The sequence below is a fragment of the Bacillus sp. 01N45 genome, assembly GCF_056399205.1.
This window is the reverse complement of sequence record NZ_JBFTQW010000003.1, coordinates 70565-97193: the sequence shown is the minus strand read 5'-3', so window position 1 is coordinate 97193 and position 26629 is coordinate 70565. Positions and strand designations below refer to the sequence as shown.

The 26629-nt window shown below is 33.8% G+C and carries 26 protein-coding genes, 2 other RNA genes and 2 riboswitches; of the genes, 25 read left to right on the top strand and 3 right to left on the bottom strand.

Annotated features, from left to right (window positions below; genetic code table 11):
- Positions 1 to 32: 32 nt before the first annotated feature.
- From AC1DMU_RS08195 to pbuX, 4 genes are all read left to right on the top strand, one after another.
- Positions 33 to 506, top strand: a complete 474-nt coding sequence (locus AC1DMU_RS08195; protein ID WP_087985567.1) for a GNAT family N-acetyltransferase — start codon at positions 33 to 35, stop codon at positions 504 to 506.
- Between the two features lie 154 nt (positions 507 to 660).
- Complete coding sequence (locus tag AC1DMU_RS08190; RefSeq protein WP_088062732.1) at positions 661 to 1407, top strand: type I methionyl aminopeptidase; 747 nt, start codon at positions 661 to 663, stop codon at positions 1405 to 1407.
- A 116-nt stretch (positions 1408 to 1523) separates the two neighbouring features.
- Positions 1524 to 1625: riboswitch (purine riboswitch) on the top strand.
- Positions 1626 to 1731: 106 nt separating this feature from the next.
- Complete coding sequence (locus AC1DMU_RS08185; RefSeq protein WP_000866483.1) at positions 1732 to 2325, top strand: xanthine phosphoribosyltransferase; 594 nt, start codon at positions 1732 to 1734, stop codon at positions 2323 to 2325.
- A 3-nt stretch (positions 2326 to 2328) separates the two neighbouring features.
- Positions 2329 to 3651, top strand: a complete 1323-nt coding sequence (pbuX, locus tag AC1DMU_RS08180; protein WP_000809222.1) for a xanthine permease PbuX — start codon at positions 2329 to 2331, stop codon at positions 3649 to 3651.
- Between the two features lie 15 nt (positions 3652 to 3666).
- Here the strand turns inward: pbuX and AC1DMU_RS08175 are convergent, their stop codons facing one another.
- A complete protein-coding gene (locus tag AC1DMU_RS08175; RefSeq protein WP_088062733.1) occupies positions 3667 to 4830 on the bottom strand; it encodes a DUF418 domain-containing protein in 1164 nt (387 codons plus the stop codon).
- A gap of 549 nt (positions 4831 to 5379) precedes the next feature.
- Between AC1DMU_RS08175 and AC1DMU_RS08170 the strand changes: the two genes are divergently transcribed.
- A complete protein-coding gene (locus AC1DMU_RS08170; RefSeq protein ID WP_215559019.1) occupies positions 5380 to 9039 on the top strand; it encodes a dynamin family protein in 3660 nt (1219 codons plus the stop codon).
- A gap of 3 nt (positions 9040 to 9042) precedes the next feature.
- Here AC1DMU_RS08170 and AC1DMU_RS08165 read toward each other — a convergent pair whose 3' ends face one another.
- Positions 9043 to 9297 carry a DUF3931 domain-containing protein gene (locus AC1DMU_RS08165; RefSeq protein WP_000369740.1) on the bottom strand — a complete coding sequence of 85 codons (255 nt, stop codon included), beginning with the start codon at positions 9295 to 9297 and terminating at the stop codon, positions 9043 to 9045.
- Between the two features lie 72 nt (positions 9298 to 9369).
- On the opposite strand from AC1DMU_RS08165, the gene AC1DMU_RS08160 reads away from it, so the two are divergent.
- The 5 genes from AC1DMU_RS08160 (at position 9370) to ssrS (AC1DMU_RS08140) (ending at position 11471) form a co-directional block, all read left to right on the top strand.
- Positions 9370 to 9837: a GNAT family N-acetyltransferase gene (locus AC1DMU_RS08160; protein WP_088062735.1), complete on the top strand. Its 468-nt coding sequence runs from the start codon at positions 9370 to 9372 to the stop codon at positions 9835 to 9837.
- Between the two features lie 21 nt (positions 9838 to 9858).
- Positions 9859 to 10131 carry a YpbS family protein gene (locus AC1DMU_RS08155; protein ID WP_000451816.1) on the top strand — a complete coding sequence of 91 codons (273 nt, stop codon included), beginning with the start codon at positions 9859 to 9861 and terminating at the stop codon, positions 10129 to 10131.
- A gap of 2 nt (positions 10132 to 10133) precedes the next feature.
- On the top strand, positions 10134 to 10967 hold the full coding sequence (locus tag AC1DMU_RS08150; protein WP_000637539.1) for a sulfurtransferase: 834 nt from the start codon (positions 10134 to 10136) through the stop codon (positions 10965 to 10967).
- 116 nt (positions 10968 to 11083) lie between these two features.
- Positions 11084 to 11266: non-coding RNA, 6S RNA (gene ssrS, locus AC1DMU_RS08145), on the top strand.
- Between the two features lie 21 nt (positions 11267 to 11287).
- Positions 11288 to 11471, top strand: a non-coding RNA gene (ssrS, locus tag AC1DMU_RS08140) — 6S RNA.
- Positions 11472 to 11525: 54 nt separating this feature from the next.
- Here the strand turns inward: ssrS (AC1DMU_RS08140) and AC1DMU_RS08135 are convergent.
- On the bottom strand, positions 11526 to 11975 hold the full coding sequence (locus AC1DMU_RS08135; RefSeq protein WP_088062736.1) for a hypothetical protein: 450 nt from the start codon (positions 11973 to 11975) through the stop codon (positions 11526 to 11528).
- A gap of 83 nt (positions 11976 to 12058) precedes the next feature.
- Here AC1DMU_RS08135 and AC1DMU_RS08130 point away from each other — a divergent pair, with 83 nt between their 5' ends.
- The 15 genes from AC1DMU_RS08130 to AC1DMU_RS08060 all read left to right on the top strand — a co-directional run bounded on the left by AC1DMU_RS08130 (position 12059) and on the right by AC1DMU_RS08060 (position 26533).
- On the top strand, positions 12059 to 12370 hold the full coding sequence (locus AC1DMU_RS08130) for a hypothetical protein (RefSeq protein WP_000169026.1): 312 nt from the start codon (positions 12059 to 12061) through the stop codon (positions 12368 to 12370).
- 3 nt (positions 12371 to 12373) lie between these two features.
- Complete coding sequence (locus tag AC1DMU_RS08125; protein WP_088062737.1) at positions 12374 to 13609, top strand: glutathionylspermidine synthase family protein; 1236 nt, start codon at positions 12374 to 12376, stop codon at positions 13607 to 13609.
- Positions 13606 to 13992, top strand: a complete 387-nt coding sequence (locus AC1DMU_RS08120) for a DUF350 domain-containing protein (protein ID WP_000606860.1) — start codon at positions 13606 to 13608, stop codon at positions 13990 to 13992. The genes AC1DMU_RS08125 and AC1DMU_RS08120 overlap by 4 nt, the downstream gene beginning before the upstream one ends.
- Before the next feature lie 125 nt (positions 13993 to 14117).
- A riboswitch (M-box (ykoK) riboswitch) is annotated at positions 14118 to 14283 on the top strand.
- 342 nt (positions 14284 to 14625) lie between these two features.
- Complete coding sequence (locus AC1DMU_RS08115) at positions 14626 to 15351, top strand: P-type ATPase actuator domain-containing protein (protein WP_088062738.1); 726 nt, start codon at positions 14626 to 14628, stop codon at positions 15349 to 15351.
- Positions 15352 to 15481: 130 nt separating this feature from the next.
- Complete coding sequence (locus AC1DMU_RS08110) at positions 15482 to 16348, top strand: 5'-3' exonuclease (protein WP_087980021.1); 867 nt, start codon at positions 15482 to 15484, stop codon at positions 16346 to 16348.
- A gap of 371 nt (positions 16349 to 16719) precedes the next feature.
- The gene (locus tag AC1DMU_RS08105; protein ID WP_001231982.1) at positions 16720 to 16848 is read left to right on the top strand and encodes an FbpB family small basic protein; all 129 of its coding nucleotides are present in this window, start codon (positions 16720 to 16722) and stop codon (positions 16846 to 16848) included.
- A gap of 327 nt (positions 16849 to 17175) precedes the next feature.
- Complete coding sequence (locus tag AC1DMU_RS08100; protein WP_087985574.1) at positions 17176 to 18369, top strand: acyltransferase family protein; 1194 nt, start codon at positions 17176 to 17178, stop codon at positions 18367 to 18369.
- On the top strand, positions 18370 to 19113 hold the full coding sequence (locus AC1DMU_RS08095) for a YveK family protein (RefSeq protein WP_088062739.1): 744 nt from the start codon (positions 18370 to 18372) through the stop codon (positions 19111 to 19113).
- A complete protein-coding gene (locus tag AC1DMU_RS08090; RefSeq protein WP_137035195.1) occupies positions 19100 to 19720 on the top strand; it encodes a CpsD/CapB family tyrosine-protein kinase in 621 nt (206 codons plus the stop codon). Before AC1DMU_RS08095 ends, AC1DMU_RS08090 begins: the two co-directional genes overlap by 14 nt.
- An 18-nt stretch (positions 19721 to 19738) precedes the next feature.
- Positions 19739 to 20377 carry a sugar transferase gene (locus AC1DMU_RS08085; RefSeq protein ID WP_060489669.1) on the top strand — a complete coding sequence of 213 codons (639 nt, stop codon included), beginning with the start codon at positions 19739 to 19741 and terminating at the stop codon, positions 20375 to 20377.
- 37 nt (positions 20378 to 20414) lie between these two features.
- Complete coding sequence (locus AC1DMU_RS08080; RefSeq protein ID WP_141542765.1) at positions 20415 to 21851, top strand: oligosaccharide flippase family protein; 1437 nt, start codon at positions 20415 to 20417, stop codon at positions 21849 to 21851.
- Between the two features lie 3 nt (positions 21852 to 21854).
- A complete protein-coding gene (locus AC1DMU_RS08075; protein ID WP_088062742.1) occupies positions 21855 to 23069 on the top strand; it encodes an O-antigen ligase family protein in 1215 nt (404 codons plus the stop codon).
- Positions 23044 to 23844, top strand: a complete 801-nt coding sequence (locus AC1DMU_RS08070; RefSeq protein WP_087985579.1) for a glycosyltransferase family 2 protein — start codon at positions 23044 to 23046, stop codon at positions 23842 to 23844. The genes AC1DMU_RS08075 and AC1DMU_RS08070 overlap by 26 nt, the downstream gene beginning before the upstream one ends.
- Positions 23841 to 24893, top strand: a complete 1053-nt coding sequence (locus AC1DMU_RS08065) for a glycosyltransferase family 4 protein (RefSeq protein WP_088062743.1) — start codon at positions 23841 to 23843, stop codon at positions 24891 to 24893. The genes AC1DMU_RS08070 and AC1DMU_RS08065 overlap by 4 nt, the downstream gene beginning before the upstream one ends.
- Positions 24894 to 24985: 92 nt before the next feature.
- On the top strand, positions 24986 to 26533 hold the full coding sequence (locus AC1DMU_RS08060; protein ID WP_142291704.1) for a glycoside hydrolase family protein: 1548 nt from the start codon (positions 24986 to 24988) through the stop codon (positions 26531 to 26533).
- Positions 26534 to 26629: the final 96 nt, after the last annotated feature.

Genomic DNA, 26629 nt, shown 5'->3' with positions numbered 1-26629 from the left:
TTGCAGCTCTTTTTTTCAAGGGGGATAGAAGAATGGCTTATACATATACAGTAATGACGCAAGAAGAAGCAGAAGAAATTGCATATAACTGGCATTATGAAGGGAGGTATTCCTTTTACGATATAGGTGCAGATGAAGAAGATTTAGCTGAGTTTTTACATGATGAGAGTAGAGGAAATCATACATTTTCTGTGAAGGAAAATGGCACTCTCATTGGTTTTTTTACTGTTTGTAAAATAAATGATGGAACGGTTGATATAGGTCTTGGAATGAGACCTGATATAACTGGAAATGGATTTGGTTTACAGTTCGTAAACGCTGGACTAGCTTTTAGTAAAGAAAAATATGGTTGCAATTATATAACACTATCAGTAGCGACATGTAATGAGAGAGCGATTAAAGTGTATAAAAGAGCAGGATTTGAAGCTGTTGGAACGTTTATACAGAAAACAAATGGTAGTTGTTTTGAGTTTTTGAAAATGAATTATATATGTAAAAATGATTAAGAAACAGAGGGGATCTTCTGTTTCTTTATTTTGATTTAGAAGTATAGGATACATATTTTTGTACTTGTTGTAATTGAGAGTTTTGAAATTTTGACAGAGGATGTGTATGATTGAACTTTAGTAGCAAATAGCAGGTTTAGCAAGGAGAGGTAGAATGATTACAATTAAAACGAAAAATGAAATAGATTTGATGCATGAATCTGGGAAATTACTTGCTTCATGTCATAGGGAAATTGCCAAAATGATGAAACCAGGTATTACGACAAAAGAAATTGATACGTTTGTTGAAGCTTATTTAGAAAAGCATGGTGCAACATCTCAGCAGAAAGGTTACAACGGGTATCCATATGCGATATGTGCATCTGTAAATGCTGAAATGTGCCATGGGTTTCCCGCCGATGTTCCTTTAACTGAGGGAGATATTGTAACAATTGACATGGTAGTAAACTTAAATGGTGGTCTTTCAGATTCTGCTTGGACGTATAGAATTGGAAATGTTTCTGATGAAGCAGAAAAGTTATTGTTAGTAGCTGAGAATGCTTTATATAAAGGGATTGGTCAGGCGGTAATCGGTAATCATGTAGGAGACATTGGCTATGCAATTGAAAGTTATGTAGCTACTGAAGGTTTTTCGGTTGCAAGAGACTTTACGGGGCACGGGATTGGTAAAGAGATTCATGAAGAACCAGCAATTTTTCATTTTGGGAAACAAGGACAAGGGCCTGAACTACAAGAAGGAATGGTAATTACAATTGAGCCTATTGTCAATGTAGGTATGCGATATTCAAAAGTAGATTTAAATGGATGGGCTGCAAGAACGATGGACGGGAAATTATCAGCGCAATATGAGCATACAATTGCGATTACAAAAGATGGGCCGATTATTTTAACGACACTTTGAAATAATATGTAAGAGTTTACAAAACTCGAACAAAAATGATGTTTTTATAAAATTTGTACGTGTTTTATTAAGAAATGCTTTTCAAAGTATAAAAAGTGCGTTATAATCCTTCTATAAAATAAATAGTTAGCTACACTCATATAATCGCGGGGATATGGCCTGCAAGTTTCTACCGAAGTACCGTAAATACTTTGACTATGAGTGAGGACGAATATATTTGCTTGTTTAGCATTCTTTTTTGCGAAACTCCAAAAGCGCGTCTCTCACTTGTAACGAGTGGTGGCGGCTTTTGGAGTTTTTTATTGCATAAGAGGGGGAACAAACATGAAAGTATTACAAGAAAAGATTTTGAACGAAGGAAAGGTTTTATCTGGTGACGTATTAAAGGTAGATGCATTTTTAAATCATCAAATTGACCCAGTACTTATGCAAGAGATCGGAAAAGAATTTGCTAAACGTTTTAAAGAAGAGAACATTACAAAAATCGTGACGATTGAATCTTCAGGCATTGCACCAGCAGTTATGGCTGCATTAGAGCTTGGTGTAAAAGTAATCTTTGCAAGAAAACGTAAATCGTTAACGTTACAAGATAATATGTACGTTGCAAACGTATATTCATTTACGAAACAAGAAACGAATGAAATTTCATTATCTCGAAATCATATCGATGAAAATGATCGTGTTTTAATTATCGATGACTTTTTAGCAAATGGTCAGGCTGCTTTAGGTTTAATGAGTTTAGTAGAGCAAGCAGGAGCAAGTATTGCAGGAATTGGTATTGTTATTGAAAAAGCATTTCAAGATGGAGGAAAGAAGCTTCGTGAACAAGGAGTTCGTGTTGAGTCACTAGCAGAAATTGCATCACTTGATAACGGCACAGTTACATTTGTACAGCAAGAAACTGCGGAGGTGAAATAAACGATGAAGCAACATCCATTTAAAATCGCATCGCTTGGTATGCAGCATATGCTGGCGATGTATGCTGGCGCAATTATCGTTCCGCTTATTGTGGGCGGCGGACTTGGTTTAAATCAAAAAGAGTTAACATATTTAGTCTCGATTGATTTATTAATGTGCGGCGTTGCGACGATTTTACAAGCATTATCAAATCGCTTTTTCGGTATTGGACTTCCCGTTGTACTTGGTTGCACATTTACAGCGGTTGGGCCGATGATTGCAATCGGGAAACAATACGGTGTGTCTTCTATTTATGGAGCGATTATTGCTGCCGGGTTATTCGTTGTTATTTTTGCGAAATTATTTGGAAAGCTTGTAAAACTGTTTCCACCTGTTGTAACAGGATCTGTCGTTACCGTAATTGGAGTTACACTTGTTCCAGCAGCAATTAATGATATGGCTGGAGGAGTAGGAAGTAAGGATTTTGGTAGTCTTGAAAATTTAGCGTTAGCATTTGGTGTATTACTATTTATCATCATTATGTATCGTTTCTTTGATGGATTTATTCGTTCAATCTCTATTTTACTTGGTCTATTGTTCGGTACAATTGTCGCAGCATTTATGGGGAAAGTAAGTTTGCAAGCGGTTGGAGAAGCGGATTGGTTCCATGGTATTCAGCCGTTTTACTTCGGTACACCAACATTTGAATTAACGCCAATTATTACGATGATTTTAGTTGCTTGCGTAGGGATTGTAGAAGCAACAGGTGTTTACTTTGCATTATCTGATATTTGCAATAAAAAGATTGGTGAAAAAGAATTAACAAAAGGTTATCGCGCAGAAGGATTAGCGATGGTGTTAGGTGGTATTTTTAACGCGTTCCCATATACAACATACTCTCAAAACGTAGGACTTGTTCAATTAACTGGAGTAAGAAATCGCGTTATTATTTATACTTGTGGTGGTATGTTAATCGTTCTTGGGTTTATTCCAAAAATCGCAGCTATTACAACTATTATCCCGAAATCAGTACTTGGCGGTGCAATGTTAGCGATGTTTGGTATGGTAATGGCATATGGTATTAAAATGTTAAGTAGCGTTGATTTTGGTAAACAAGAAAACTTATTAATCGTTGCATGTTCTGTCGGAATTGGGCTTGGGGTTACAGTTGTTCCGACATTATTCTCACAACTTCCTGAAAACATTCGTATTTTAACAGATAACGGAATTGTACTTGGAAGTGCGTCAGCAGTACTTTTAAATATTGTATTTAATATGGTGCCGCAGCGTAAAGTGAAAGTAAAAGAAGAGCCAGTGTCTATGCAAAGTGCAGTAAGAGAAGCGTAAAAAAGCAAGGTCTCATTATGAGACCTTGCTTTTCTTTTTAAGTGGCATCATTTTCCCATACGTACCAAGACGCCAAATGTACTCAAGTGGCCCGTATTGATAACGTGACAGCCACCAGCGGCTAATAAAGATTTGTAACGTATAGAAACTAATGCAAAATAGAGGACCTACCCATAATGGAGCAAGATAATCATTTTTGAACAATAGTCCGAATACAAGTAATGTAATAATTGTATGTGAAATGTAGTTTGTTAACGCCATTCGACCAACATACTGGAACGGACGTAATAATGTTTGCCATCTTTCTTTTTGTAATAAACGCATTAACGTGACAATGTAGAAGATGAACAATGTCTTTCCGCTTATCATCGTAATACCCATAAGTGAAAATGGTGTGTATGGTTGATTGTTCATAAAGAAGTAAACCATAATAAACCACATCGGTAATGTTAAAATGAACATAATGATTTGCCATTTTTTAAGTTTTAGATCTAATTCTTTAGCACGGCGGAAAATGTCTTTTTTACCGGCATATAATCCTAGTAAAAACAATCCTAGTGTTTCAGGAAGCATAATAAGACTGTTACTTATTGCTTTAGAATAGAAAGAATGGAATCTGTCTGTAATTTGTAAGCCCCAGTTTTCTAACGGCATAATGGCTATGGAAAGGCCTAGTTCATCTACCGGCACTAATAACATGAGAAGAGAACCTACTAATGTGAACAATTGCATGAAACTTAATAGTACAATTGACCATATTAAAATAGTACGTGGCTTTCTCTTGTAAAATAAAAATAAGAAAAATCCGGTAATTGCATAAGTATGTAAAATGTCCCCGTCCCATAAAAGAACGTAGTGTAAGAAACCAAATAATAATAAAATAAGTAAGCGGCGAACAAACAAAGTTTTTGGACGATCGGTTTTCGCCTCAGCACGATTCATAAAAATATAAAAACCTAATCCGAATAAAAACGAAAAAATTGTATAAAATTTCGTTTGAATAAACATATCGTAAAATAGGCGAATATAGCTGTCTATCCCTTCGTAAATTCCTGTAATATCACGTGAGTCAACCCCGGCGATAATTGGCCAGTTAACAAGAAAAATACCTAGTACAGCTATTCCTCTAATAATATCTATGGAATGTATCCTCTCGCCTTGTGAAATATTTTGTGTCATTATTTTCCTCCTTGTTAAGTAATTCCCTTTTATTATACAAAATGTAAAGAGGAGGGTATATAGGTAATTTCCAATTTTTAAAACTGTTAAGATATGTATTATGAGATATAATAAGAGTGCACAACAAGTTTTAACCTTCTTCAAAACAGGCAGTAAAGCTCCTTTCTATAAGGGGCTTTCTTTATGAAAAGTATTGATAATGATTCTCTTTAATGATAAAATGTATTTAAAAGTGATAATCATTATCAAAAAAGGTTGGTGCATGAGTATGGTATATGCATTAGTAGCAGGTACAGTCACTGTATATGCAGTTATTGCAAAGTATGTTTTAAATGGAGTAGGAACAGCAAAATGAGTGATATGACATAAAATCCCTTTCATTTGTAAAAAGAATGAAAGGGATTTTTTATTTTTAATGAGAATATGCTGAAAATTTAGTATGATAGTAAAGTGAAACTGTAATCGATGAGGGGATGTATCTCCTGAGGATTATGAGCTCGCAAATAGCGGGAAAAAGTATATACATCTTGGATAAAGGGGAACAAGGGGATGACAAACATAGTACAGACAAACGGTATGAAAAAACTTGTTTGTTTTTATGAAGAGTGGCAAAAACACGGCGATGCAGAGAATAGTGTAAAGTTGTTTGAGGTGATTCAAAAATATAAACAAGAACAGCTTATGATAGCGTTCTGCGGTCACTTCTCTGCAGGGAAATCAACGATGATGAATCATCTATATAAAGCGCAGTTGTTACCAACAAGTCCAATTCCGACAAGCGCTAACGTTGTCAAAATTGAAAAAGGAATGGATCGTGTTGTTGTAACAGTTAAATCTGGAGAACAGTACGAATATGATGGTGCATATTCAGCTGAAGAATTAAAACAAATTTGTAAAGACGGTGATGAGGTAATTGGTGTTCATATTTATCGGAATGATGCGCCAATTCCTGAGGGTGTTATGTTAGTTGATACACCAGGGATTGATTCAACAGATGATGCCCATCAATTAGCGACAGAATCAACGCTGCATCTAGCAGACGTGATTTTTTATATGATGGATTATAATCACGTCCAATCGGAAGTGAATTTGCAATTTGTTAAAGAATTGAAACAACGTAATAAAACGGTTTATCTCGTTGTAAATCAAATAGATAAACATAAAGAAAATGAATTATCGTTTGAGGATTATAAAGATAGTGTAAAACAATCGTTCTCTAACTGGGATATTGAAGTAGATGGAGTGTATTATACTTCATTACGAATGATGAACCATACACATAATGAAATTGGGAGCTTAGAAACATTAATTACTTCTATTATGAAAGAAAAAGTGCAGTATGTAAGAGATGGAATGGAGCGAGAAACAGAATATTTAATGGGGGAACATTTTTCATTTATTCTTTCAGAAAATGAAAAAGCTCTTTTGAAATATGAGGAAGAGCTAGCATCGCCGCTTTCTATTTCAGAGATAGTTGAAAAGAAAGAAGAGCTAACGGAAACTAAACAACGCGAGGCTAGTAAAGAATCTCATGTGAGAAACGAATTTATAAAAGGCTTACAAGCTATATTAGATAACGCGTATTTAATGCCATTTGAAATGAGAGAATTGGCAAATGCGTATTTAGAAACGAAATTAACTAAATTTAAGGTCGGTTTGTTGTTTGCGAAAGGAAAGACGGAGCAAGAAAAACAGAGACGTTTAGATGCTTTTTATTCTGCTTTGCAAAAGACTGTTGAAACGCAACTTGATTTTCATGTGAAAGAATTTATTGTTGCCTTCTTAAAAGAAGAAGGATTGTTCACAGAGGAAATTGGGAAAGACATATATGCTTTAGAAATTGCTTTTGGACCAGAAATGTTAGCTGAAGTCATTAAACAAGGTGCAGGTTTCACAGGTGATTACTTACTTCTTTATACAGCGGATGTAGCGAATGAACTGAAGAAACGTTATTTTACAAAAGCGCAGCAAATTTTTGATAAAAGTGCAGTCGTTTTAAAGCAAAAGGTGAAGGAAGCAGTTGCACGCATTGAAGAAGAGATTGAAAAATATATGATGTTGCAAACGGCAAAAGAAACGCAATTGCAATACAGTAACAATTTAGAGACATATGAAAGTTATTTGCAAAATGTTTGGCACGAGCGTGTTGCTACACCAGAAGGCTTGCGAATAGAGGAGATATTGCAAAGTAAAATACAAATTGTTAGTGAGAAATTCACACTACAAGAGCAGGAAAGCGTAAACGATAACGTAATGGCTTGTGAGGAAGAGATAAAAGGAACAGCAGCTTTAAATATTCAGCGTATATTAGAGAAAGTGAAGAAAGCTGAAACGATATTAGAGCCATTGCCAGCGCTGAAACATGTACAGCAAGAGGTAATAGAAAAAAGGCGTCGTGTGGAAACGAAACAATTTACAGTAGCGTTATTCGGAGCTTTTAGTGCTGGGAAATCATCATTTGCCAATGCATTGCTTGGTGGGAATGTACTTCCTGTATCACCAAATCCGACGACGGCAACGATTAATCAAATTTTGCCGGTTACAGAGGAAAAACCACACGGAACAGTAATGGTTCAATTCAAATCAAAGCAAGCTCTATTAGAAGATATGAAAGCTGTTTATAAGTTGTTTCATTATGAGATTACTACGTTAGATGCAGCGTTAGCACAAATTGATAAAGTTATGAAATATCCTTCACCAACTGGGAAGCAAAAAACAACATTTAGCTTTTTAAGAGCGGTACAAAAAGGGTATGATACGGTTTCTGCTCATTTAGGGGAGCAAGTACAAGTTACATTAGAAGAGTTTTCTGATTATGTAGCGAATGAAGAAAAATCATGTTTTGTTGAGTACATGGAGCTTTATTATGATTGTGCTTTAACAAGGCAAGGAGTAGCGCTTGTAGACACACCTGGAGCGGATTCTATTAACGCCCGCCATACGGACGTTGCGTTCCAGTATATTAAAAACGCAGATGCTATTTTATTTGTAACGTATTATAATCATGTGTTCTCTCGTGCTGACCGTGAATTCTTAATCCAGCTTGGTCGTGTAAAGGATACTTTTGCACTTGATAAAATGTTCTTCTTAATTAATGCGGCCGATTTAGCAGAGTCTGAAGAAGAACTTGAAATGGTAAAAGGTTATATCGCAGACCAGCTACTGCAATACGGTATTAGAAATCCGCGTTTATTTGCAATTTCAAGTTTATGTGCACTTGAAGAGAAGCAAGGAAAGAATATTGAAAAAGAGAAGTACGGTATTTTACAAAACTCTGGGATTGCTAAGTTCGAGGAATCATTTACATCCTTTATGATGAGAGATTTAATGCTCGTATCTGTTCACGCTTTATATGGTACATTGCAAGGAGCAGATCAGCTTTTAGTAAATATGATAAACGGTGCAAAGCAGGGGAATGAAGAGAAAGAGAAGCAAACGAAAAAATATGAAGCAGAGCGTGATCAGCTACTTCATATTATTTCATCATATAGTGTGCTTGCTGAAGAGCAGGCGATGCAAAATGAAGTGAAAGAATTGCTTTATTACGTGCAACAGCGTCTATTCCTACGCTATAACGATGTGTTTACTGAATTTATTAATCCAGCATCGCTGCGAACGGATGGGAATGTGAAAGTGCAGTTGCAACAGTGCGTTATGGAATTAGTGGCATTTATTCAGCATGATTTACTACAAGAAATGCGTGCGACATCATTACGCCTTGAGAAATGGATAGATGAAGCGATGAAGCGTGCAAAGAATGAAATTGTGGTGAACTGTAAAGTAGAAAATGAATCAATTTCTATGAGTGGAACAGTGGATTATGAATATAAAGATATTGCACATAAAGAACCGTTCCCTTCAGTTGAAATAAAAGATTTCAAAAAAGCACTGGCGCATTTTAAAAATGAAAAAAGCTTTTTTGAAAAAAATGATAAAGCTTTCATGCAAGAAGAGGCTAAAGTTGTATTAGAGCCTTTCGTATCAAACTATGTAGCTGATGAAAAAGATATATTTGTTCATCATTATAAGCAAGAGTGGGATTTGAAATGGAACTTATTCCAAAAAGTGATGCAGCAAGATGTGATGAATTATTATGAAAGTGTATTATTTGCATTGGCTGAAACAATTGATGTATCACTATATGAACAAAGTAAAGAACAATTGCAAAAGCAGTTAGTAGAGATTGAAAAAGAAATTTATGTGATATAGTCGTTATGAGAAAAAGATTCGTTCAATTTTCTTTTGCAATACTGTATCTAAAGATTTGACAAACCCAGCAAATTCATCGGTAGAAATCATATGAGTAAGAACGAGGCGTCTGCCGTCTGGTGTTTCACCGCATAAGACGAATGAAGAAAATTCATATGTTTTGTTTTCTACTACTAATTTTGGGTAGGAATACGTGTCGCTTTTCTTCTTCTTTCCATCAATAGAGATGACGTTGCACTTTTTCTCATTGTTGTCCATGGTGAATCCCTCCTTTCTATTATTTATGGTAGACAAGGAGGGTTTAGAACAATAGAGAAAGGGGAGTTTTTTATGTGTGTAGTAATAGAGTATATTTCGAAAGAAGCTATACCGAAACCTTTATTATTGCTTGCTGATCCAAGTGAGGGGCAAATTGATACATATGTACAAAGAGGGAAAACATATGTAGCTAAGCAAGAGGAGAGAGTTGTCGGTGTATATGTTCTTTTGGAAACAAGGCCGAAGACGATGGAAATTATGAATATTGCGGTTGTAGAGCATTTGCAAGGAAAAGGGATTGGAAAGCAGCTATTAAGTCATGCCGTAGAAACTGCTAAAGGATATGGTATGTCAAAACTTGAAGTTGGTACGGGCAATTCTAGTGTTTCACAACTTGCTTTATATCAAAAATGTGGATTTCGTATTTTTTCTATTGATTTTGATTACTTTTCGAAGCATTATGAAGAAGAGATTATTGAAAATGGGATTATATGCCGTGATATGATTCGGCTTGCAATGGAATTGAATGAGAACGTATAACTTATTTAGGGGGAAGAGAAGATGGAAGTACATAAAGCAATTACAGCACATTCTCGTAAACAAAATGAAAGTGTAAAAGCATGTTTACAATTAGATGCGCAGCGTGAAGCAGCTATTGAAGCAGCCGTATCTCTTGCGTCAAATGGGAAAGAATTTTCGGTTGATGTCATTAATGTTGTAACAAAGCAAATTAATGATCTTGCAAAAAATGGTGTTACACTAGAGCGTAAATATGTTACAGAAGAAATGGTTATGGAGTATGTAAGTCGTTTGCAAGAGAAAGAAGGTCGTTAAAGATGATAGTTACAGTCGAATGGTTACGTGAGCATATAGAAGATGAGAATGTCCGTATAATCGATTGTCGTTTTGATTTAGCGAATCCTAATTGGGGTAGAGAAAAGTATGAGGAAGAACATATTCTTCATGCATTATATTTTGATTTGAATTTAGATTTATCAAGTCCTGTAACAGAACATGGTGGTCGCCATCCATTGCCGAATATTGAGGAGTTTGCAGACAAGCTTTCACAAGCTGGTATTGATGAACATACGACAGTAATTGCATATGACAGTCAAGCGGGTGCAAATGCTTCTCGTCTCTGGTGGTTATTAAACTATGTAGGACATGAGAAAGTATATATATTAGATGGTGGATTTCCAGCTTGGAAAGAGAATGGACTACCGATAACAATGGAAATTCCTGTTGCTATACGAAAAACATTCAAAGCAAATGTACAAGATCATATGCTTGTAACGATGGAAACGGTGAGAGAGAATATTCATGCAGGTGCAGATGTTACGTTAATTGATTCTAGAGAGCCAAAACGTTATGCTGGTGTAGAGGAACTAGTTGATCCAAAAGCAGGACATATTCCGACAGCAGTAAACTATTTTTGGAAGGATGGAATTGTACAATCAGGGCAATTTAAGAATGAAGCTGGGCAACAAGAACGATTCCGAAATCTTTCGAAAGATAAGGAAACAATTGTATATTGTGGTTCTGGTGTTACAGCCTGTCCAAATATCCTTGCATTGAAATTAGCTGGATTCCAAAATGTTAAATTGTATGCAGGTAGCTGGAGTGATTGGATTTCTTATCCAGAAAATCAAATTGCAAAAGAAGAAGATTAATCACTTGCATGCAAAAATAATTTGTATTAAAATAAGGTCACAAGCAAGAAATTGCTCGAAAAACTTTGTATTTTACACATTGGAAACAATGTGATAATATAACGACAAGTAAATAATACATCCTGCGGTGTACGTAACTTATTTATGTCTAAAACCGATGTTAGTTATACGGAAGCTCAATATTTAGCGACCATCATCAAGCCTTCCTTGTGGAGGAAGATGTACGGTAACTGTGAGGGCATCCACCTGCGAGTAGCGGGTTTTTGGACATTTACGAGGAGCGGCACGTGCGGGGGTCTTATTTCAACTAACATTATATAAAATTCCTACGGTGTACGTAGCTTATGCATGTCTTAAACCAATAAGTTTAATATGGAAGTTCAATATTTAAATGTAGCTAACATGCCATCTTTTTAAGAAGGAAGTTACAAACATTTGTGAGAGCATCCACCTGTGAGAGCAGGTTTATGGACATCTAGAGAGAACGGCATATGTGGGGCTATATAAAAACCTTACGTTTTATACGTAAGGTTTTTTTGTTGCATACATATATCTATTTTATCTGGATTCACCTGTGAAGTTTCCATAATAAATATAGCACTTTCTATCTTCATCAATCTCTCTTGAATCTAAAGCGAACTCCATATGCATGCCGTCGCGCTGAATATATATAAGGTCTGAATGAAGAGATGGCAAAATTTCTTCATAGTTCCATACATCTTTCCGATCTATTATGCTTGAACTCGTTTCACTTAGTTCTCTAACCTCAAAACCGATGTGAGAGTATGTAGGATCTGAAGGGTCATTTGCAAACTCTTCTTTTTGAATATATATAACTGCTGTTCCGTCTGGATCTACTGAAGTAGCAGTAACAACATATGTCTTGTTATCCTTTATAAAATATTCACACGTCATGCGTGCGATGATTTCAGAGTTAGAAATATTTGCGTAGCTCCATAAAGCAGGATATCTTTTCGTTTCATCATTAAGTCGATATTCTAAGCGCATTTTATCCCTCTTCTTCCTTTTTCTTCTACTTTATCATGCTATCTTATATAATAGGAATAGAATTTAAAAAGGGGAGTGCGAAGGTGACAAAAACGAAATGGCTAGTAGGTGGTGTCGTAACGTCTTTAATGACTGGCACCTTATTTGGCTGCGCACAAGATCTTCCCCCAAAACCGAATGATAATAGTTGTTCAGATTGGGATTGGGATGATGAACTTGGGGTATGGCAGTGTGATGATAGTAGGTCAGGTTATCGTGGGCATTATTTTTATGGTGGGAGTTACTATCAAAATAAATCCACTTTTAAAAATTCATCGGCGTTTAAATCTTATCAATCGTCTGCGGAATTTAAAGGTGGAATTGGAAGCGGTTCAAAGGGAGGATTTGGGGGCTAACATATGTCGCAATACATAAGAGAACGAAAAGCGTTTTATTCGAAATATCCGAATTTTTGGTCGGATTTATATGAATGTGAGTATAGTTTGTTTCATGTTTTCTCTATAACAAATCAGACTATGAAACAATTGCAATTAGCAACTGAACGAATGGGGAAAATATTTTTTAAGACTGCTAAACTTTTGCGGAATTTAAGTGACGAACAGCTTCTTGAACTTGGGTATCCTCCTGCAAGCTTATCGTTTATTAGAATGAAAGGATTATATCCTGAATCTGTTATTTCACGATTTGATTTCGTTTTAACAAGTGATAACCAAATTAAAATGCTTGAGTTTAATAGTGATACACCAACTTTTATTATGGAATGCTTTCAAATGAATGGAAAAGTTTGTGGAAAACTAGGCTATGATGATCCAAACTTGGGTCAAGAACGATTACTATCTTCTGGTGTTACAAAGGCCGTAATGGAAGCGACAAAGGGAATAGATAACCCAAATGTTGTTTTTACAGCACATCATGAACATATTGAGGATTGGAATACGACTATGTATTTGAGTCAGTTATGCCATGTTGAAAATAAAGTAGTGCCAATGTCAGAACTTAGAATTACAAAAGATGCTTTAGTGGATAGGGATGGAGTACAGATTGATATTTTATATCGCCAAACATATCCGATAGAAGATTTAATTGAGGATCAAGATCCTGAAACAGGAGACTTCGTAGGTGTGGAACTGTTGCAACTTGTAAAAGCCGGAAAGCTTTTTATAATAAATCCTTTGTCAGCATTTTTACTTCAGCCAAAATCAATTCAGTGTCTGATTTGGGGGTTAGCAGAAGAAAAGGCCTTTTATACAAATGAGGAACAACAGTGGATTAAAGAATATATGTTACCTACATATTTAGAACGAGATTTATTTTTGGGAAAAGGTTCTTTCGTTCAAAAACCTTCATTTGGTAGAGAAGGAGACACAATTACCGTTCGCGATAAGGACGAAAATATTATGATTCAAAATGCACACCAAACGTATAAAGCGTCACTGCCGATATTTCAAAAGTATACAGAACTTCCAGTCGTATCTTTGGAAACAGAGAAAGGGATGGAGAAACTGTCGTATGTGTTTGGTTCGTTTTTAATTGCTGGAAAAGCGAGTAGTATCGGTATTCGCGCTGGGGAAAAAATTACGGGGAATGAATCGTACTATTTACCGGTAGGTATAAAAAAGGAGGAAAGTATATGATTAATTTTTTATTATATTTAGCAGTAACACTGGGCCTTTTATGCATTGGTCTGTTCCTCATGGAAGTGACAACGAAAGTAAAAGAATTTAAGTTAATGGCCCAAGGGAATAAGGCGGTAAGCTATGTACTTGGAGGACGATTACTTGGGTTAGCTATTGTTTTATATTCGACAGCAGCTAATTCCATTTCACTTCTTGATATGGTTTCGTGGGGAGCCGTTGGGATTTTGGCTCAAATTATCGTCTTTTATTTAGCTGAGTGGCTTACACCACGCTTTAATATAAACAAAAGTCTTGAAGAAGATAATCAAGCAGTCGGTCTTTTTCTTATGTTTTTATCGCTTTCCATTGGGATTGTAATTGCTGGTTGTATAACTTATTAAAACCTTTACGTTTAGACGTAAAGGTTTTTATTTTATATACGTTAGTTCGCCATACCTTTCGAAAAAATTGTAGGCTACTGTTGACATCTATTTTAAATAAGAGTAACATTTTCTATGTAATAAAAATAAGTCTCTGTTAGGTGAGGCTCCTGTATAGAGAAATGCTACTGCCCAAAAATGTCGAGAGACGCCAATGGGTCAACAGGAATGATCGAATTAAGGTTTTTCTTAACGTAGCTGGTAATGTACCTATGCTATACAGTGCTAAAACTCGGTGAGGGAGAGGTCCGTAGATTTCTAATTGTTTAGGAATCGTTTATTTGTGTATGCCATGACCTTTACTCTTTTCGGAGTAAGGGTCTTTTTGTTACAAATCTATGAGTAACTTCATAGTATAAACTATAAAATTAAACGAGGAGGTGAGGAGCATGTCAAATTCTGACTCGGTTCCGTTACCCATATACTTCAAATCAAAAATATATGATGTAGGCAGGAAACGACTTGTTCCTCCCTCTATATTTATCATAATGTAGCGTTTATATGTATGTTTAAGCGCTAAACACTGTTACGGTAAAGTGGATAAATTGAGAAACAAAGCGTTTCTTCCTATGTTGTACAGGAGGAGACGATAATATGTTATATGCAAACAAAACTGTGGGTAACACGTCATATAAATTAAGTAAAAAATCAATGAAAGAACAAACAATGCTTCAAAAAAATAAAGATTTATTAATTGAAATCGCAACGAGAGATGTAAAATCTGTATTTGCGTATTTTAAAACAACAAGAGACGGATTATCTATGAAAGAGGCACAAAAACGCATTCAAGTATACGGCCGAAACGAATTAATTTCAAAAAGAGCGCGTATTGCGGAAGTAATGATGAAGCTAAGTGGAATGATTCCAGGTTTTTCAAAACAATATGTGCGTGATGGATTACAATGTGAGAAAATTACTGTGTCTCGAGTAGAATGTTCTAGTGTAACAGGTTTAAACGGTGAATTAAAAATGATGAATGTGCCAGTACAAGAGCTTGTTCCTGGGGATATGATTTTTCTTTCAGAAGGTGATACAGTACCAGCAGATGTACGTATCATTTACGCGAATGATTTATTAGTAAATGAATCCGTGCTAACAGGAAAAGATGCAAGTATTGAGAAATTTGAAAGTTGCTATCACCTTGAGCGTAAACGATTTATTCCTTTAAAACGAATGAAAGACTATAATCCACTTGAACTTGAAAACGTATGTTTCAAAGGGACTCATATTGTTGGCGGAAATGCAAAGGCTGTAGTTGTTTCGACTGGGAAAAATACGTATACAGGAATTCTTCATACTTGTTGTAGTAGAACGTCTTAATGTGTAAATGATGCTAAATATACAAAAACAATGTATAATAGACAAAGTTGAAAAAACGTAGAATGGTAATCTATTTATATAACCTTACGTGATGACGTGGGGTTATTATTTTTTTGGTAGGAGAGGGATTATGAAAAAAGTATTATTAGTTGATGGTATGGCACTATTATTTCGTGCTTTTTACGCAACAAGTGTCTACGGACAATTTATGAAACGACAAGATGGTACCCCTACAAATGGGATTCATGGTTATATGAAACATTTATTAACAGCTATGCAAGCAATTGAACCGACACATATCGTAACATGCTGGGATATGGGTAGTACGACATTTAGAACAGAATCGTTCTCGAATTATAAAGCGAATCGTGTAGCGCCGCCTGAAGAATTAATTCCGCAATTTGATTTAGTTCAAGAAATGACTGCGAAATTGTCTATTCCAGTTATCGGTATGAAAGGGTATGAAGCGGATGATTGTATTGGTACGCTTGCAAAACAATACTGTAATGAAGCGGAAGTTTATATTTTAACAGGCGATACGGATTTACTTCAGCTTGTTGATAAGAACGTTACAGTTATGCTCTTGCGCAAAGGAATTGGAAATTACGAATATTACACACCAGAGAAAATCATGGAAGAAAAAGGCGTAGAGCCGTGGCAAATCGTGCATGCGAAAGCGTTTATGGGAGATACGAGTGATAATTACCCAGGTGTAAAAGGTATCGGCGAAAAGACAGCGTATAAATTGATTCAAGAGCATGGAACAGTAGCAACCGTACTAGAAAATGTAGCAACATTAACGAAAGCGCAGCGCACAAAGATTGAAAGTGATTTAGAGAACTTAAATATTTCATTACAATTGGCACAAATTCATTGTGAAGTTCCAATTTCATGTTTACTAGAAGAAGGATTACACACAATGGATGAAGAAAAACTTAGATTCGTTTGTGAAGAAATGAATTGGGGAAGACCTGAAATATTAATCAATATGCTATAGATAGTTTTGAAAGAGGGGTGTTATATAAGTCAAACTTTGACTTATATAACACCCCTCTTTTTGTTTTTAAGAACAGTATAGTAGTAAATAAAATTATATCGAACTCAATTTTAAATATATAAATGTTTCGACAAAATATATTGATAGAAGTTGATGACAATAGCAACTTTTATAATGAAATGAAGCAATTTCAAAATGGTTTTAAGATGATCACATTTTTGTATGTTCACAAAGTTGTCAGAAAATAAATGGAATTTTCATATGAAGTTCAAATGGAATTCACAACAATCAATTATTATAAGGGCACACAGATAATTCCTTATCTTTTATATAAACCATCCCCCAAGGAGGACAATGAAAATGAGAAAAAAGTGAGAAAATCTTTTAAACAATTATTAATTGAAAATAAACAATCACTATTAAATAATAAAGAAAATATGAAAGAAATTGAAGAGAGAATTGAGAAACGACATGTAGCATATAGTGGTGCCAATAATTAAATAAAATAAAAAAGATAGCCTTTAAAGGCTATCTTTTTTATTTTATATTGAAAAACTCTATTCCTCTCTTTAATTTTGTAACTATGCAAGATGTTTTTATAGTGTTTTTCTGTCAATATTATTCATTTTTCGAGGTTGTAATTGGTATATATCAATTTTGAAGATTCACTATCCATAATATTACAAAAAATGTTACAATACATTCAAAATTACGCTATAAAATCATTTTAATATGAAAAATTGGAATGAAAAGAAAGGAGAGGAATATGAATAATGGTGTCGCTTTGAAATGATTATTATCATTTCAGTAGGAGTTGATGTAAAACGATGGATAGGTATGAAGAACTGGATTCTATACGAGGAATTTCTTCATTAATAGTAATGATTGGCCATCATTTAATGATTTTTTCAGTATTTCAAAATTACAGTTATGAAGATAATAAACCATTTGTTATTTATCTATTAAAAGAAACACCTGCTCGTCTAATTTTTAGTAGTGGTAACGAATCTGTTATTATCTTTTTTGTTTTGAGTGGATTTGTTTTGTATAGATCCATTCAAAAAAACTACGATAGCTATGGATCATTCCTTTTAAAGCGTATATGTAGAATCTATATTCCATATATCGTAGCAATAATTATAGCTATTTTATGCCAGACTACAATGAGTAAATATGGTATTTCTAATTTAAGTGAATGGTTTAATCGCTCATGGACGATTGAAAGTTCTTTAAGCTTAATAGCGCAACATATTTTATTAATTGGGAAATATAATACAGATGCATATAACGGCGTAATTTGGTCACTTGTTCATGAAATGCGAATATCGATAATTTTTCCGTTAGTTTTGATGGTTTGTTTACGAAAAACGTTGAGGTATTCATTATTGTCATTGTTTAGTTTTAGTATATGTTCTGTCGTGATTTTATTTTTATTTCACTCAAGTTTAACATTAACTAGTTATGCATTAACTCTGCATTACACAGTGCTGTTTTTACTAGGAGCACTAGTTGCGAAATATAAAAATAATTTAATAGTTTTTTATAGTAATCGTACTAAAAATGAGAAAATTGCATGGTTTTTATTTGCGGTTTTACTTTATATGTATGAAGGGCTTGTTGGAGAAATTAATTTGCTTAATAATTTTATATTTCGAGACTACGTAGTAGCGATAAGTGCATGTTTATTTGTCATATTAAGCTTGTCAGTATCAACTTTGTCATCCTTGCTACGTAATAAATACTTGTTATATTTGGGGAAGATTTCTTACAGTCTTTATTTATACCACATCATATCTTTATTTTCCCTAGTGTATATGCTTCATGAAATATTTCCGTTACCTATTGTTTTAATGTTATCGCTCATTCTTTCGTTTATACTAGCAATAATTTCTTATTTGTTTGTAGAAAAATTTGCATTCAGGATCGGAAAGTATATAACAAAGCAATCGAATTTAGAAAAGAAAAGACTATCTGCAGAAAGTGAGTTGCAGGATGTCATTCAAACAAAGGCGGTGAAATAATTGAAGCAAGAAATTAGTATGAAGGATTTTCAGCAGCTATTGAAAAGAAGAGTAGTAACAATTATTTTGACGATGTGTTGTGTAACAGGTTCTTTAATTCTTATTTCTATGTATATATTAAAGCCTTCGTATCAATATTCAACGCAAATTCTCGTTGGGAATTTAGATGGGTTTAATAAGGAAAATGCAGTGAATAAAACACAGGAAAATAAGCAACTTGTAACGTCGTATGTTGATATATTAAAAAGTCCACTCATTATTTCAACGGTTAAAAAAAATTTAAAATTAGAGCAATCAACTTATGAATTAGCACAAAAAATTTCAGTGGTGAATATGGACAACTCACAAATCGTTACTGTCACAGTAAAAGATTCGGATCCTACAATCGTCAAAGAAATTGTAAAGTCATTGGCAGAACAATCTCAAAAAAGCTTTCAACAGTATACGAATGTACAGGGGATAAAAATATTAACTGACCCTGAGTTACAGGAAAAAGCTGAAAAGTTGTTTCCGAAATTTCAACTTATCATTCCTATCTCTTTAATTGTTAGTTTTTTTGTTGGGATAGGTTTAGCTGTATTTCGAGATTATTTTGATGAGCGTATATACGTGGAACAAGATTTAGAGAAAATAACAACAGTATCTGTTATTGGTCACATAAATATGAAACCGAATAGAAAAAAGAAATCTACAGAAGTTGATGCGCAATCATCTATATATCGAGGTGAACATGTCGATGTTTAAGACAAAGAAAAAGCTGCCATTTAATCCGCATGATGCTTTTATGAAAGAGCAGTTTTATACGGTGTATCACGAGTTGAAAAAATCGGGGAAACAAGTGTTCACAGTTACTTCAACGAAGGATAGAGGTGTTATCGCGTCGCTTATAGTAAATCTAGGGGTAGTGTTTGCAGAGATGAAAAAAAAGGTGTTACTTATCGACGTGAATTTTTCTGATCCTAAACTACATCTACTATTACAAAGCAATTATACGAAAACAGTGAACGATATAATAAACGATTCCCCTTGTAGTTATGAATCTTTTTCTAGTAATTTATCTAAATACTTATATTGTATTCCTGCCCAAAAAACAGTACACACCGGAACGCCTTTAGTTGCTACGGATGAATTTGATCATGTAATGGCGAAGTGGAAAGAAGATTTTGATTATATTTTCTTGTATTCCTCTGAAGTATTTGAGCTTCCTGCTACGCACATGATTGCAGGGAAATGCGATGGAGTGGTCTTAGCAGTCAAAAAGCGAAAAGATTCCCTACGTAAGGTGCAAAAAGTGATAGCAAATATAAAGAGGAAAGAATGTGAATTAATAGGTATAGTTTTATATTCTTGAATGTGGGGGTAACGATCTATGATTCGTGAAACAAATCAAGCCAAGTTGTATACGATTCCGGCTCAAGAAAAGACCAGTATTTTGAATCGAAGTATAAAGCGCTTGTTTGATATTATATTTTCACTCATATTGTTACTATTAACGCTACCAATTATGTTGTTCTTTTGTATTATGATTGCTTTCGAAACAGCAGGAGCTCCAATTTATTTTCAAGAACGTTTAGGGATTAATGGAAGGAAATTTAATGTATTTAAATTAAGATCGATGGTAAAAGATGCTGAAATAAATGGACCACAATGGGCAAATGAAAATGATCCAAGAATTACTAAAGTTGGATCGTTTATAAGGAAAACGAGAATTGATGAGTTACCGCAACTTTTAAATATTTTAAAAGGTGATATGTCTTTTGTCGGACCAAGACCAGAGAGAGAGTATTTTTATAAACAATTTGATACGTATATTCCAGAATTCAAGGATCGTTTAATAGTGAAGCCAGGGTTGACAGGATGGGCACAAATAAATGGAGGATATAATCTTGATCCGAAAGAAAAGTTGAAATTGGATATGGAGTATATTGAATTGAAAACGATTAAGATGGATATTCGGATTTTATGTAAAACTGTTTTAATAGTATTGAACGGTAATGGTGCAAGATAAATATATGTAAGTAGGTTGCTTGCAAAGGAGAGCAGGTATGGGGAGATCTATTTTAAATAATATTATCCATCTATTTTATAGCACAATTTTAGCTAATCTTCTTCAGGCTGTGAGTTTAATTGTTTTAGCAAATTTTTTTAATGCACAAAATTATGGGATGTTTAGTGTTGCCATAGCAGTGACGTTTGTTATGTTATTTTTTACAGATTTAGGACTTACGAATACGTTTCTTCGAGAAGGGGCAAAAGATGGAGTAGACTTAGAGACAATTTTATCGTCGTATATAAAAGTAAGGATGATTCTACTTATTTTTATTTCTATAATCGGCTATATTGCTATTCATTATATGTATGCGGATAGAAATTTGATTTATATGATGATAAACGTAATGTTTTTCATGTTAATAGGATTAACTTGGCAAAATATAGGGATTGCCTACTTTCAGCTGACGGAGCGTATGAAGTATATAGCGCTTATTAAAGTTGTATCAGCGGCAGTTGTCATTATCATTACATGTTTTTGTATTTTCGTAGAGTTACCAGTTTATATAACTGCTCGTTTATATGGATTTGGTTATATGATTGGTGGTGTATTCAGCATATATGTAATGAAAAGAAAGACGAGTATGAATATGAAGGTCGTAATTCATAAAGCGTTATTTTGGCAATTGACACCTTTTATTATTAGTGGTTTTTTAATAATGAGTACGCCACAATTAGCACCTATCTTACTTAACTATACATTGCCATTAAGTATGGTAGGTGTTTTCGCAGTGGCGTATCGGATGCCAGCAGCTTTATATCAAGTGCCAGGGGTGATTGCAGGTGCATTTTATCCAGTACTCTTTAAGCATTATAATCAGAATAATTTAGAAGAGCATACGAAATTAAACTTACTTCAAATAAAATCAATGGCGATTGTGGGAATATGTATGACGATAGGTTTATATCATTTAGCGCCATACTTTATTTCTATATTTTTTCAGGAGGAATGGAGAAATGCAGTAGAACCACTCCAAATATTATCATTTCTCATTGTGCTGCAAAGTTTAAATATTGCTATAGCTGACGGCTTAACAACGAGTGGACGTCAAAATAAAAGAACGGTGGTGCAATGTATAGCATTAGTGATAGGTGGGATTATGCTTTATAGCTTTAGTAGTATTGGTGGAGTGATAGGAGCGGCTTACGCTATGGTTTTATTTGAAATTGTGGCTTTAGTTGGGTATATAGCGGTAAGTGTAGTGAAGAAAAAAATTGTATTCCAAATTGTAATACCGTATACAATTTATTTTGGCGTAACTTTTATTGGAGTGCAATATATATTGCACACATATCATTTCATTGCGCTCGTTCTGAATACGTTAATCGTAGTAGTTGGTATATTCCTATATGATTACGAGCTGAAAAAACTTCTTCTTTCGTTTATAAGAAAAACACGCAAAAAGGATTATATTACGAAACAGGGGATATAGCCTATGGAAAATAATATAAAGATATCGATGAAATGGATTATGCTCTTAATATTATTTGTCATGTTAAGTAAATACAACATATATATTGGATTTTCGCTGAAGATATATATGATTTTTTTAGTTATATATTTTTGTTTAACAATTAAAAACTTTCATATTCAAAAGCTATATTTTCATGAAGTTGTATTTTTACTATTTTATTTCATCTATTGTTTGAGTGGAATTCTTTCTATATATTTAAATGCTAGTATTCGTATGATTCTTGGTGTGCTACTTGTTTTAGGGTGTTATTTTATAATGAGAAATTTATTAGGAAATGTTGAAATAGCAACACTCGAATCATCTATCGTCTATGTAGGATTCGTATTTAATGTTGTAAGCCTAATACTTTATATAGTCGGTTTACAGCACTTTGGATTATACGGTGGAGAAGAGAGAGAAATTTTTGCTGGACTATTAGTTGATAGAGGGTATCCAAGATTAATTGGTTTGCTAGATGATCCTAACATTTTTATTTTTTATAATACAATATTTTTTATGTATTATATGACAAATCTACATAATATGACGAACATTATAGGATTGATTTTATGTGTTACGACAAGTTTATTAACTTTTTCAAGAGGAGGGATATTAGCACTTATGCTTGTCGTTTTTGTATATATATGTACATCTAGTTTTGCAAAAAAAATAAAAATAATGATAAGTTTACTATTATTTGGTGTAGTGATTTTTAGTTTATCAAATAGTGTAATGGGTGGCCAATTGGATGACATATTGAATAAACGAATTTCTGATTTTTCGCACGATAATGGAAGTGGTAGATTTACATTATGGGAAGCTGCTTTTAAATATTATTTATCCAATCCATATATCGGAATCGGTGCGTTTAATTTTTCGAATTATTATGAGTTTCAATTTAATGAAAAGTTATATGTACACAATACATTTTTAGAAATTTTATCTGAATCGGGTACAATTGGTTTTCTTTTATATAGCGCTTTTTTATTCATATTAATGTTCAAGTTAACGCAGTATACTTTGTTTCGTGAAAAACCGTACCTTTTATTGACTATAATTGCATTTTTATTTCAGATGATGTCATTGTCACTTATTATTAACGAAGCGTTCTTTTTATTTTTAGCAATGGTTGTGAAGTACATTTCAATATATGAAGGAAGGGGAAAGGTAGATGGTAAAATGTCTATCAGCACATAATAAGGCGCCTCATGTTTCTGTAATAACACCTTCTTATAATAGTATACGATTTATAGGTGAGACGATTTTATCTGTACAGAATCAATCATATGAAGATTGGGAAATGATTATCGTTGATGACGCTTCAACTGACCAATCTCTTGCAAAAATTAAAGAGATAATAGAAGGAGACTCGCGTATTAGATTATTATCATTAAAAGAAAATGTTGGTGCTGCTAAAGCTCGGAATATAGCGATTGAAGAGGCGAGAGGAAGGTATATTGCCTTTTTAGATAGCGATGATATATGGTTGCCTCATAAATTGAAGACGCAATTGTTATTTATGGAAGAAATGAATGCGGCCTTTTCATATGCATCGTATAGTTTAATCGATGAAAACAGTAATGAACTAAATCGTGAAGTGGATGTACCAAAATTTGTTGACTATCATTGTTTGGCAGGAAATACAATTATCGGTTGTTTAACAGTAATGATTGATCGTGAAAAAATTCCGCATATTGAAATGCCTAGTGTACAGCCGGAAGATACAGCGTTATGGCTGAACTTATTACATGAAGGACATGAAGCGAAAGGGATACAGCAAGTGTTAGCGAAGTATAGAATTGTAGCAAATTCTGTTTCGAGAAATAAAATTAGAGCCGCTTTTCGTTATTGGAAATTATTAAGGGAACAAAAGCGACTTAATGCTGTGCAAATCCTTTACTATTTTAGTAAGTATGCTTATCATGCCTATAGAAAAAATAAAATCAATGTAGTTGGGAAGACGCAATTATGAATATATTGTTGATGACAGATAAATTGATAACTGGAGGAGCCGAGAGTTATTTCTGTAAATTGGAAAGCAATTTGCGTGATGAGAAATTTACGGTTTATACAGCTGCAGGTGATGGAGAACTATATGAGTCTCTTACTAGAAAAGAAAATTTCATGTTACTTAGTCGATGGAATCATTTGAGAAATATTCATTACTTACGAAGTGAGATTTGTAAACGAAAGATAGAACTTATTCATGCAAATAGTTTGCGAATGGTATTATATGCCTTTTTAATTCAAAAGTTCATGAAAAAAAAGATAAAAGTCGTGTATACGAAACATAATGTAACGATATTAGAAAAGAAAATGCCAACTCTTTTTCGTTATTTTATAAATAAATATGTGAATAATATTATTACAGTAAGTGAGTTTGAAAAAAATAATTTAATTTCAATGCATGTAGCAGAAGAGAAAATAAAGACAATTTATAACGGTGTGGATATTGAAAAGTTTTTATTCCAGCAGAAAAAGACAGAATCTATTTATAAAATAGGGATATTAGCAAGACTATCCAAGGAGAAAAACCATCAATTATTTGTAAAAATTGCAAATGTGTTAAAAAAAAGAGATGACTTTTTGTTTTATATTGCTGGTGATGGACCAGAAAAAGAATCTATTATGAAAGAAATAGAAAAGTATGGATTGCAGCAAAGTGTAAAGATGTTAGGGAATATTTCAGAGCCACATAGGTTTATAGGAAATATGAATGCCCTACTTTTATTATCTTTTCGTGAAGTGTTTCCAATGGTGGTAATTGAAGCAATGGCTACAGGAACACCGATTGTTTCAATAGATGTTGGCGGAATAAATGAAGCGGTAATAGATGGAGAATCAGGTGTTTTGGTATCTGAATATTGCGAATTAGGGTTTGCAAGTGAGCTTGAGGAACTACAAGGAAATGAGGAAAAGGTGAATCGTATTAGACTGAAAGCACGAGAGAAAGCAGAGAGATATTTCTCATTAACTAAAATGATAGAAGAAACGAAAAGTATATATGAATTAAACAAATGACCGTGCAAGTCGTTTGTTTTTTTTATTAGAGAAACTTTTAAGAGAAAACTCACATATTATATGAAAAAGGTAATATGAGGAGTGAATTTATTTTGTCAGAATATATTTCTTCCCAAGAAGATTGTGCACCAGAAAATAGTGTCCATATTGATTGTTTTGGTGCAGTTCCGAACTCAGGGAATGATAGCTCATTAGCAATTCAACAAGCTATAAATTATTGTGTAGCGAACCGTATTTCGACGGTTAGAATTACAGGGATAAATACGTACAAAATTGTAAAACCGATTGTTATTAAATCAAATGTAAGATTAGAGCTAGATCCTACTGTTACGTTGCAAATTGATGGAGATTTTAATGCGTTTGAACTGCAACAAAATGCGTCTATTACAGGTGGTACAGTTCAAGTTATAAACCCAGTGTTTCAATCTGCTGTCATTTATGTTTCCGGTTCACAACAAATAGAAGTTCCTAATCACTCTCTTATATCAAATATTAATATAATAAATGCAACGTCGTCATATAAAGGTAAGGCTATACACTTTTATTGTCAAAAAGCATGGGATTATATTAGTTTCTTTCAAGTTAACTTTATTCAAATTAAAAACTTTCAAACTGCAATACATTTGAAGACAGAATATATAGATGATATAAATACACCTTGCTGGATTAACGCAAATGTATTTCAATCTATATTTATTGATGGATGTCAGTATGGGATAGAAGTTGATGGAAACAGTGATTTACCAAATGAAAGTTCAGGAAATACGTTTCAGAATATTCAAGTGCAATGTAGACAGCAAACGAAAAAAGTCATTCGTTGTACGGGTGCCTATAATACATTTGATTGTATGATTTGGGATACGTACCGGATGAGTAGTGAACAGATTGTCATTGAATTTTCTTCTAATTCACATCGTAACTACCTTTTTTCAAATTTACTTTCCACAACTATTGTAGATAAAGGGCAATACAATGTTTGTACGTCTACCTATGAAGAATCTCTTCGAATTCAGTTACCGATTACGTTAAATAAACCACATTTAATAGGGAATCAAGATGATATTTTAGTAAACGCTCAGCAAAAGTATACTGTTAAGCAAGTTAGTGGGAAATTACCTTATGGGGGGAATCTTGCAAATTGCTTCAATTTAATAGATGAACAAAGTGTAAACTATATCGATGTTCCAGATAGTAATCCAGTTGTGATTGAGCTAGATTTTACGAAAAATCCAATCAAAATGTTAAATTGTTTTGGAATGTATTTTGGATGGGGAGAGAGCCCGAAGAAAATTAAAATTGAATATGCATTAAGTGCAACTGGAAATTGGGTTGTTGCATCGGATGTTCCATTAAATGTAGGCGATACAATTATATCGAATATGAAGGCGAGTCAACTATATAAAGTAAGAATTACATTGAGTGGTTATTCTCAAGACCATAAACGTTTTCGGATTAATCGTATGTTTGCAAGGTCTTCGATGGAAAATGGGAATGCTTGGTTAGCGACAACTGGTGGAAGAATGTTTGGAGATATTGAAATAGAAGCAAGTAAAGGTATCATTATGAAGACTGCTAGTGGAGCAAAATGGAAAGTAACGATTAATGAGGCTGGTCAGCTTATTACGACTAAAATAACTTGAGATGATGATTGGTTGTAAATGCTTGGACGAGTTATTAGGTATTACGATAAAGGGAATAAAAAAGAGATTGTAATTTGGTTTCAACCAAACTACAAT

What these genes read in the sequence shown, in the direction of transcription:
- AC1DMU_RS08195 (WP_087985567.1), top strand. Translation starts at nt 33, where the DNA reads ATGGCTTATACATATACAGTAATGACGCAAGAAGAAGCAGAAGAAATT.
- AC1DMU_RS08190 (WP_088062732.1), top strand. Translation starts at nt 661, where the DNA reads ATGATTACAATTAAAACGAAAAATGAAATAGATTTGATGCATGAATCT.
- AC1DMU_RS08185 (WP_000866483.1), top strand. Translation starts at nt 1,732, where the DNA reads ATGAAAGTATTACAAGAAAAGATTTTGAACGAAGGAAAGGTTTTATCT.
- pbuX (WP_000809222.1), top strand. Translation starts at nt 2,329, where the DNA reads ATGAAGCAACATCCATTTAAAATCGCATCGCTTGGTATGCAGCATATG.
- AC1DMU_RS08175 (WP_088062733.1), bottom strand. Translation starts at nt 4,830, where the DNA reads ATGACACAAAATATTTCACAAGGCGAGAGGATACATTCCATAGATATT.
- AC1DMU_RS08170 (WP_215559019.1), top strand. Translation starts at nt 5,380, where the DNA reads ATGACAAACATAGTACAGACAAACGGTATGAAAAAACTTGTTTGTTTT.
- AC1DMU_RS08165 (WP_000369740.1), bottom strand. Translation starts at nt 9,297, where the DNA reads ATGGACAACAATGAGAAAAAGTGCAACGTCATCTCTATTGATGGAAAG.
- AC1DMU_RS08160 (WP_088062735.1), top strand. Translation starts at nt 9,370, where the DNA reads ATGTGTGTAGTAATAGAGTATATTTCGAAAGAAGCTATACCGAAACCT.
- AC1DMU_RS08155 (WP_000451816.1), top strand. Translation starts at nt 9,859, where the DNA reads ATGGAAGTACATAAAGCAATTACAGCACATTCTCGTAAACAAAATGAA.
- AC1DMU_RS08150 (WP_000637539.1), top strand. Translation starts at nt 10,134, where the DNA reads ATGATAGTTACAGTCGAATGGTTACGTGAGCATATAGAAGATGAGAAT.
- AC1DMU_RS08135 (WP_088062736.1), bottom strand. Translation starts at nt 11,975, where the DNA reads ATGCGCTTAGAATATCGACTTAATGATGAAACGAAAAGATATCCTGCT.
- AC1DMU_RS08125 (WP_088062737.1), top strand. Translation starts at nt 12,374, where the DNA reads ATGTCGCAATACATAAGAGAACGAAAAGCGTTTTATTCGAAATATCCG.
- AC1DMU_RS08120 (WP_000606860.1), top strand. Translation starts at nt 13,606, where the DNA reads ATGATTAATTTTTTATTATATTTAGCAGTAACACTGGGCCTTTTATGC.
- AC1DMU_RS08115 (WP_088062738.1), top strand. Translation starts at nt 14,626, where the DNA reads ATGTTATATGCAAACAAAACTGTGGGTAACACGTCATATAAATTAAGT.
- AC1DMU_RS08110 (WP_087980021.1), top strand. Translation starts at nt 15,482, where the DNA reads ATGAAAAAAGTATTATTAGTTGATGGTATGGCACTATTATTTCGTGCT.
- AC1DMU_RS08100 (WP_087985574.1), top strand. Translation starts at nt 17,176, where the DNA reads ATGGATAGGTATGAAGAACTGGATTCTATACGAGGAATTTCTTCATTA.
- AC1DMU_RS08090 (WP_137035195.1), top strand. Translation starts at nt 19,100, where the DNA reads ATGTCGATGTTTAAGACAAAGAAAAAGCTGCCATTTAATCCGCATGAT.
- AC1DMU_RS08085 (WP_060489669.1), top strand. Translation starts at nt 19,739, where the DNA reads ATGATTCGTGAAACAAATCAAGCCAAGTTGTATACGATTCCGGCTCAA.
- AC1DMU_RS08080 (WP_141542765.1), top strand. Translation starts at nt 20,415, where the DNA reads ATGGGGAGATCTATTTTAAATAATATTATCCATCTATTTTATAGCACA.
- AC1DMU_RS08075 (WP_088062742.1), top strand. Translation starts at nt 21,855, where the DNA reads ATGGAAAATAATATAAAGATATCGATGAAATGGATTATGCTCTTAATA.
- AC1DMU_RS08070 (WP_087985579.1), top strand. Translation starts at nt 23,044, where the DNA reads ATGGTAAAATGTCTATCAGCACATAATAAGGCGCCTCATGTTTCTGTA.
- AC1DMU_RS08065 (WP_088062743.1), top strand. Translation starts at nt 23,841, where the DNA reads ATGAATATATTGTTGATGACAGATAAATTGATAACTGGAGGAGCCGAG.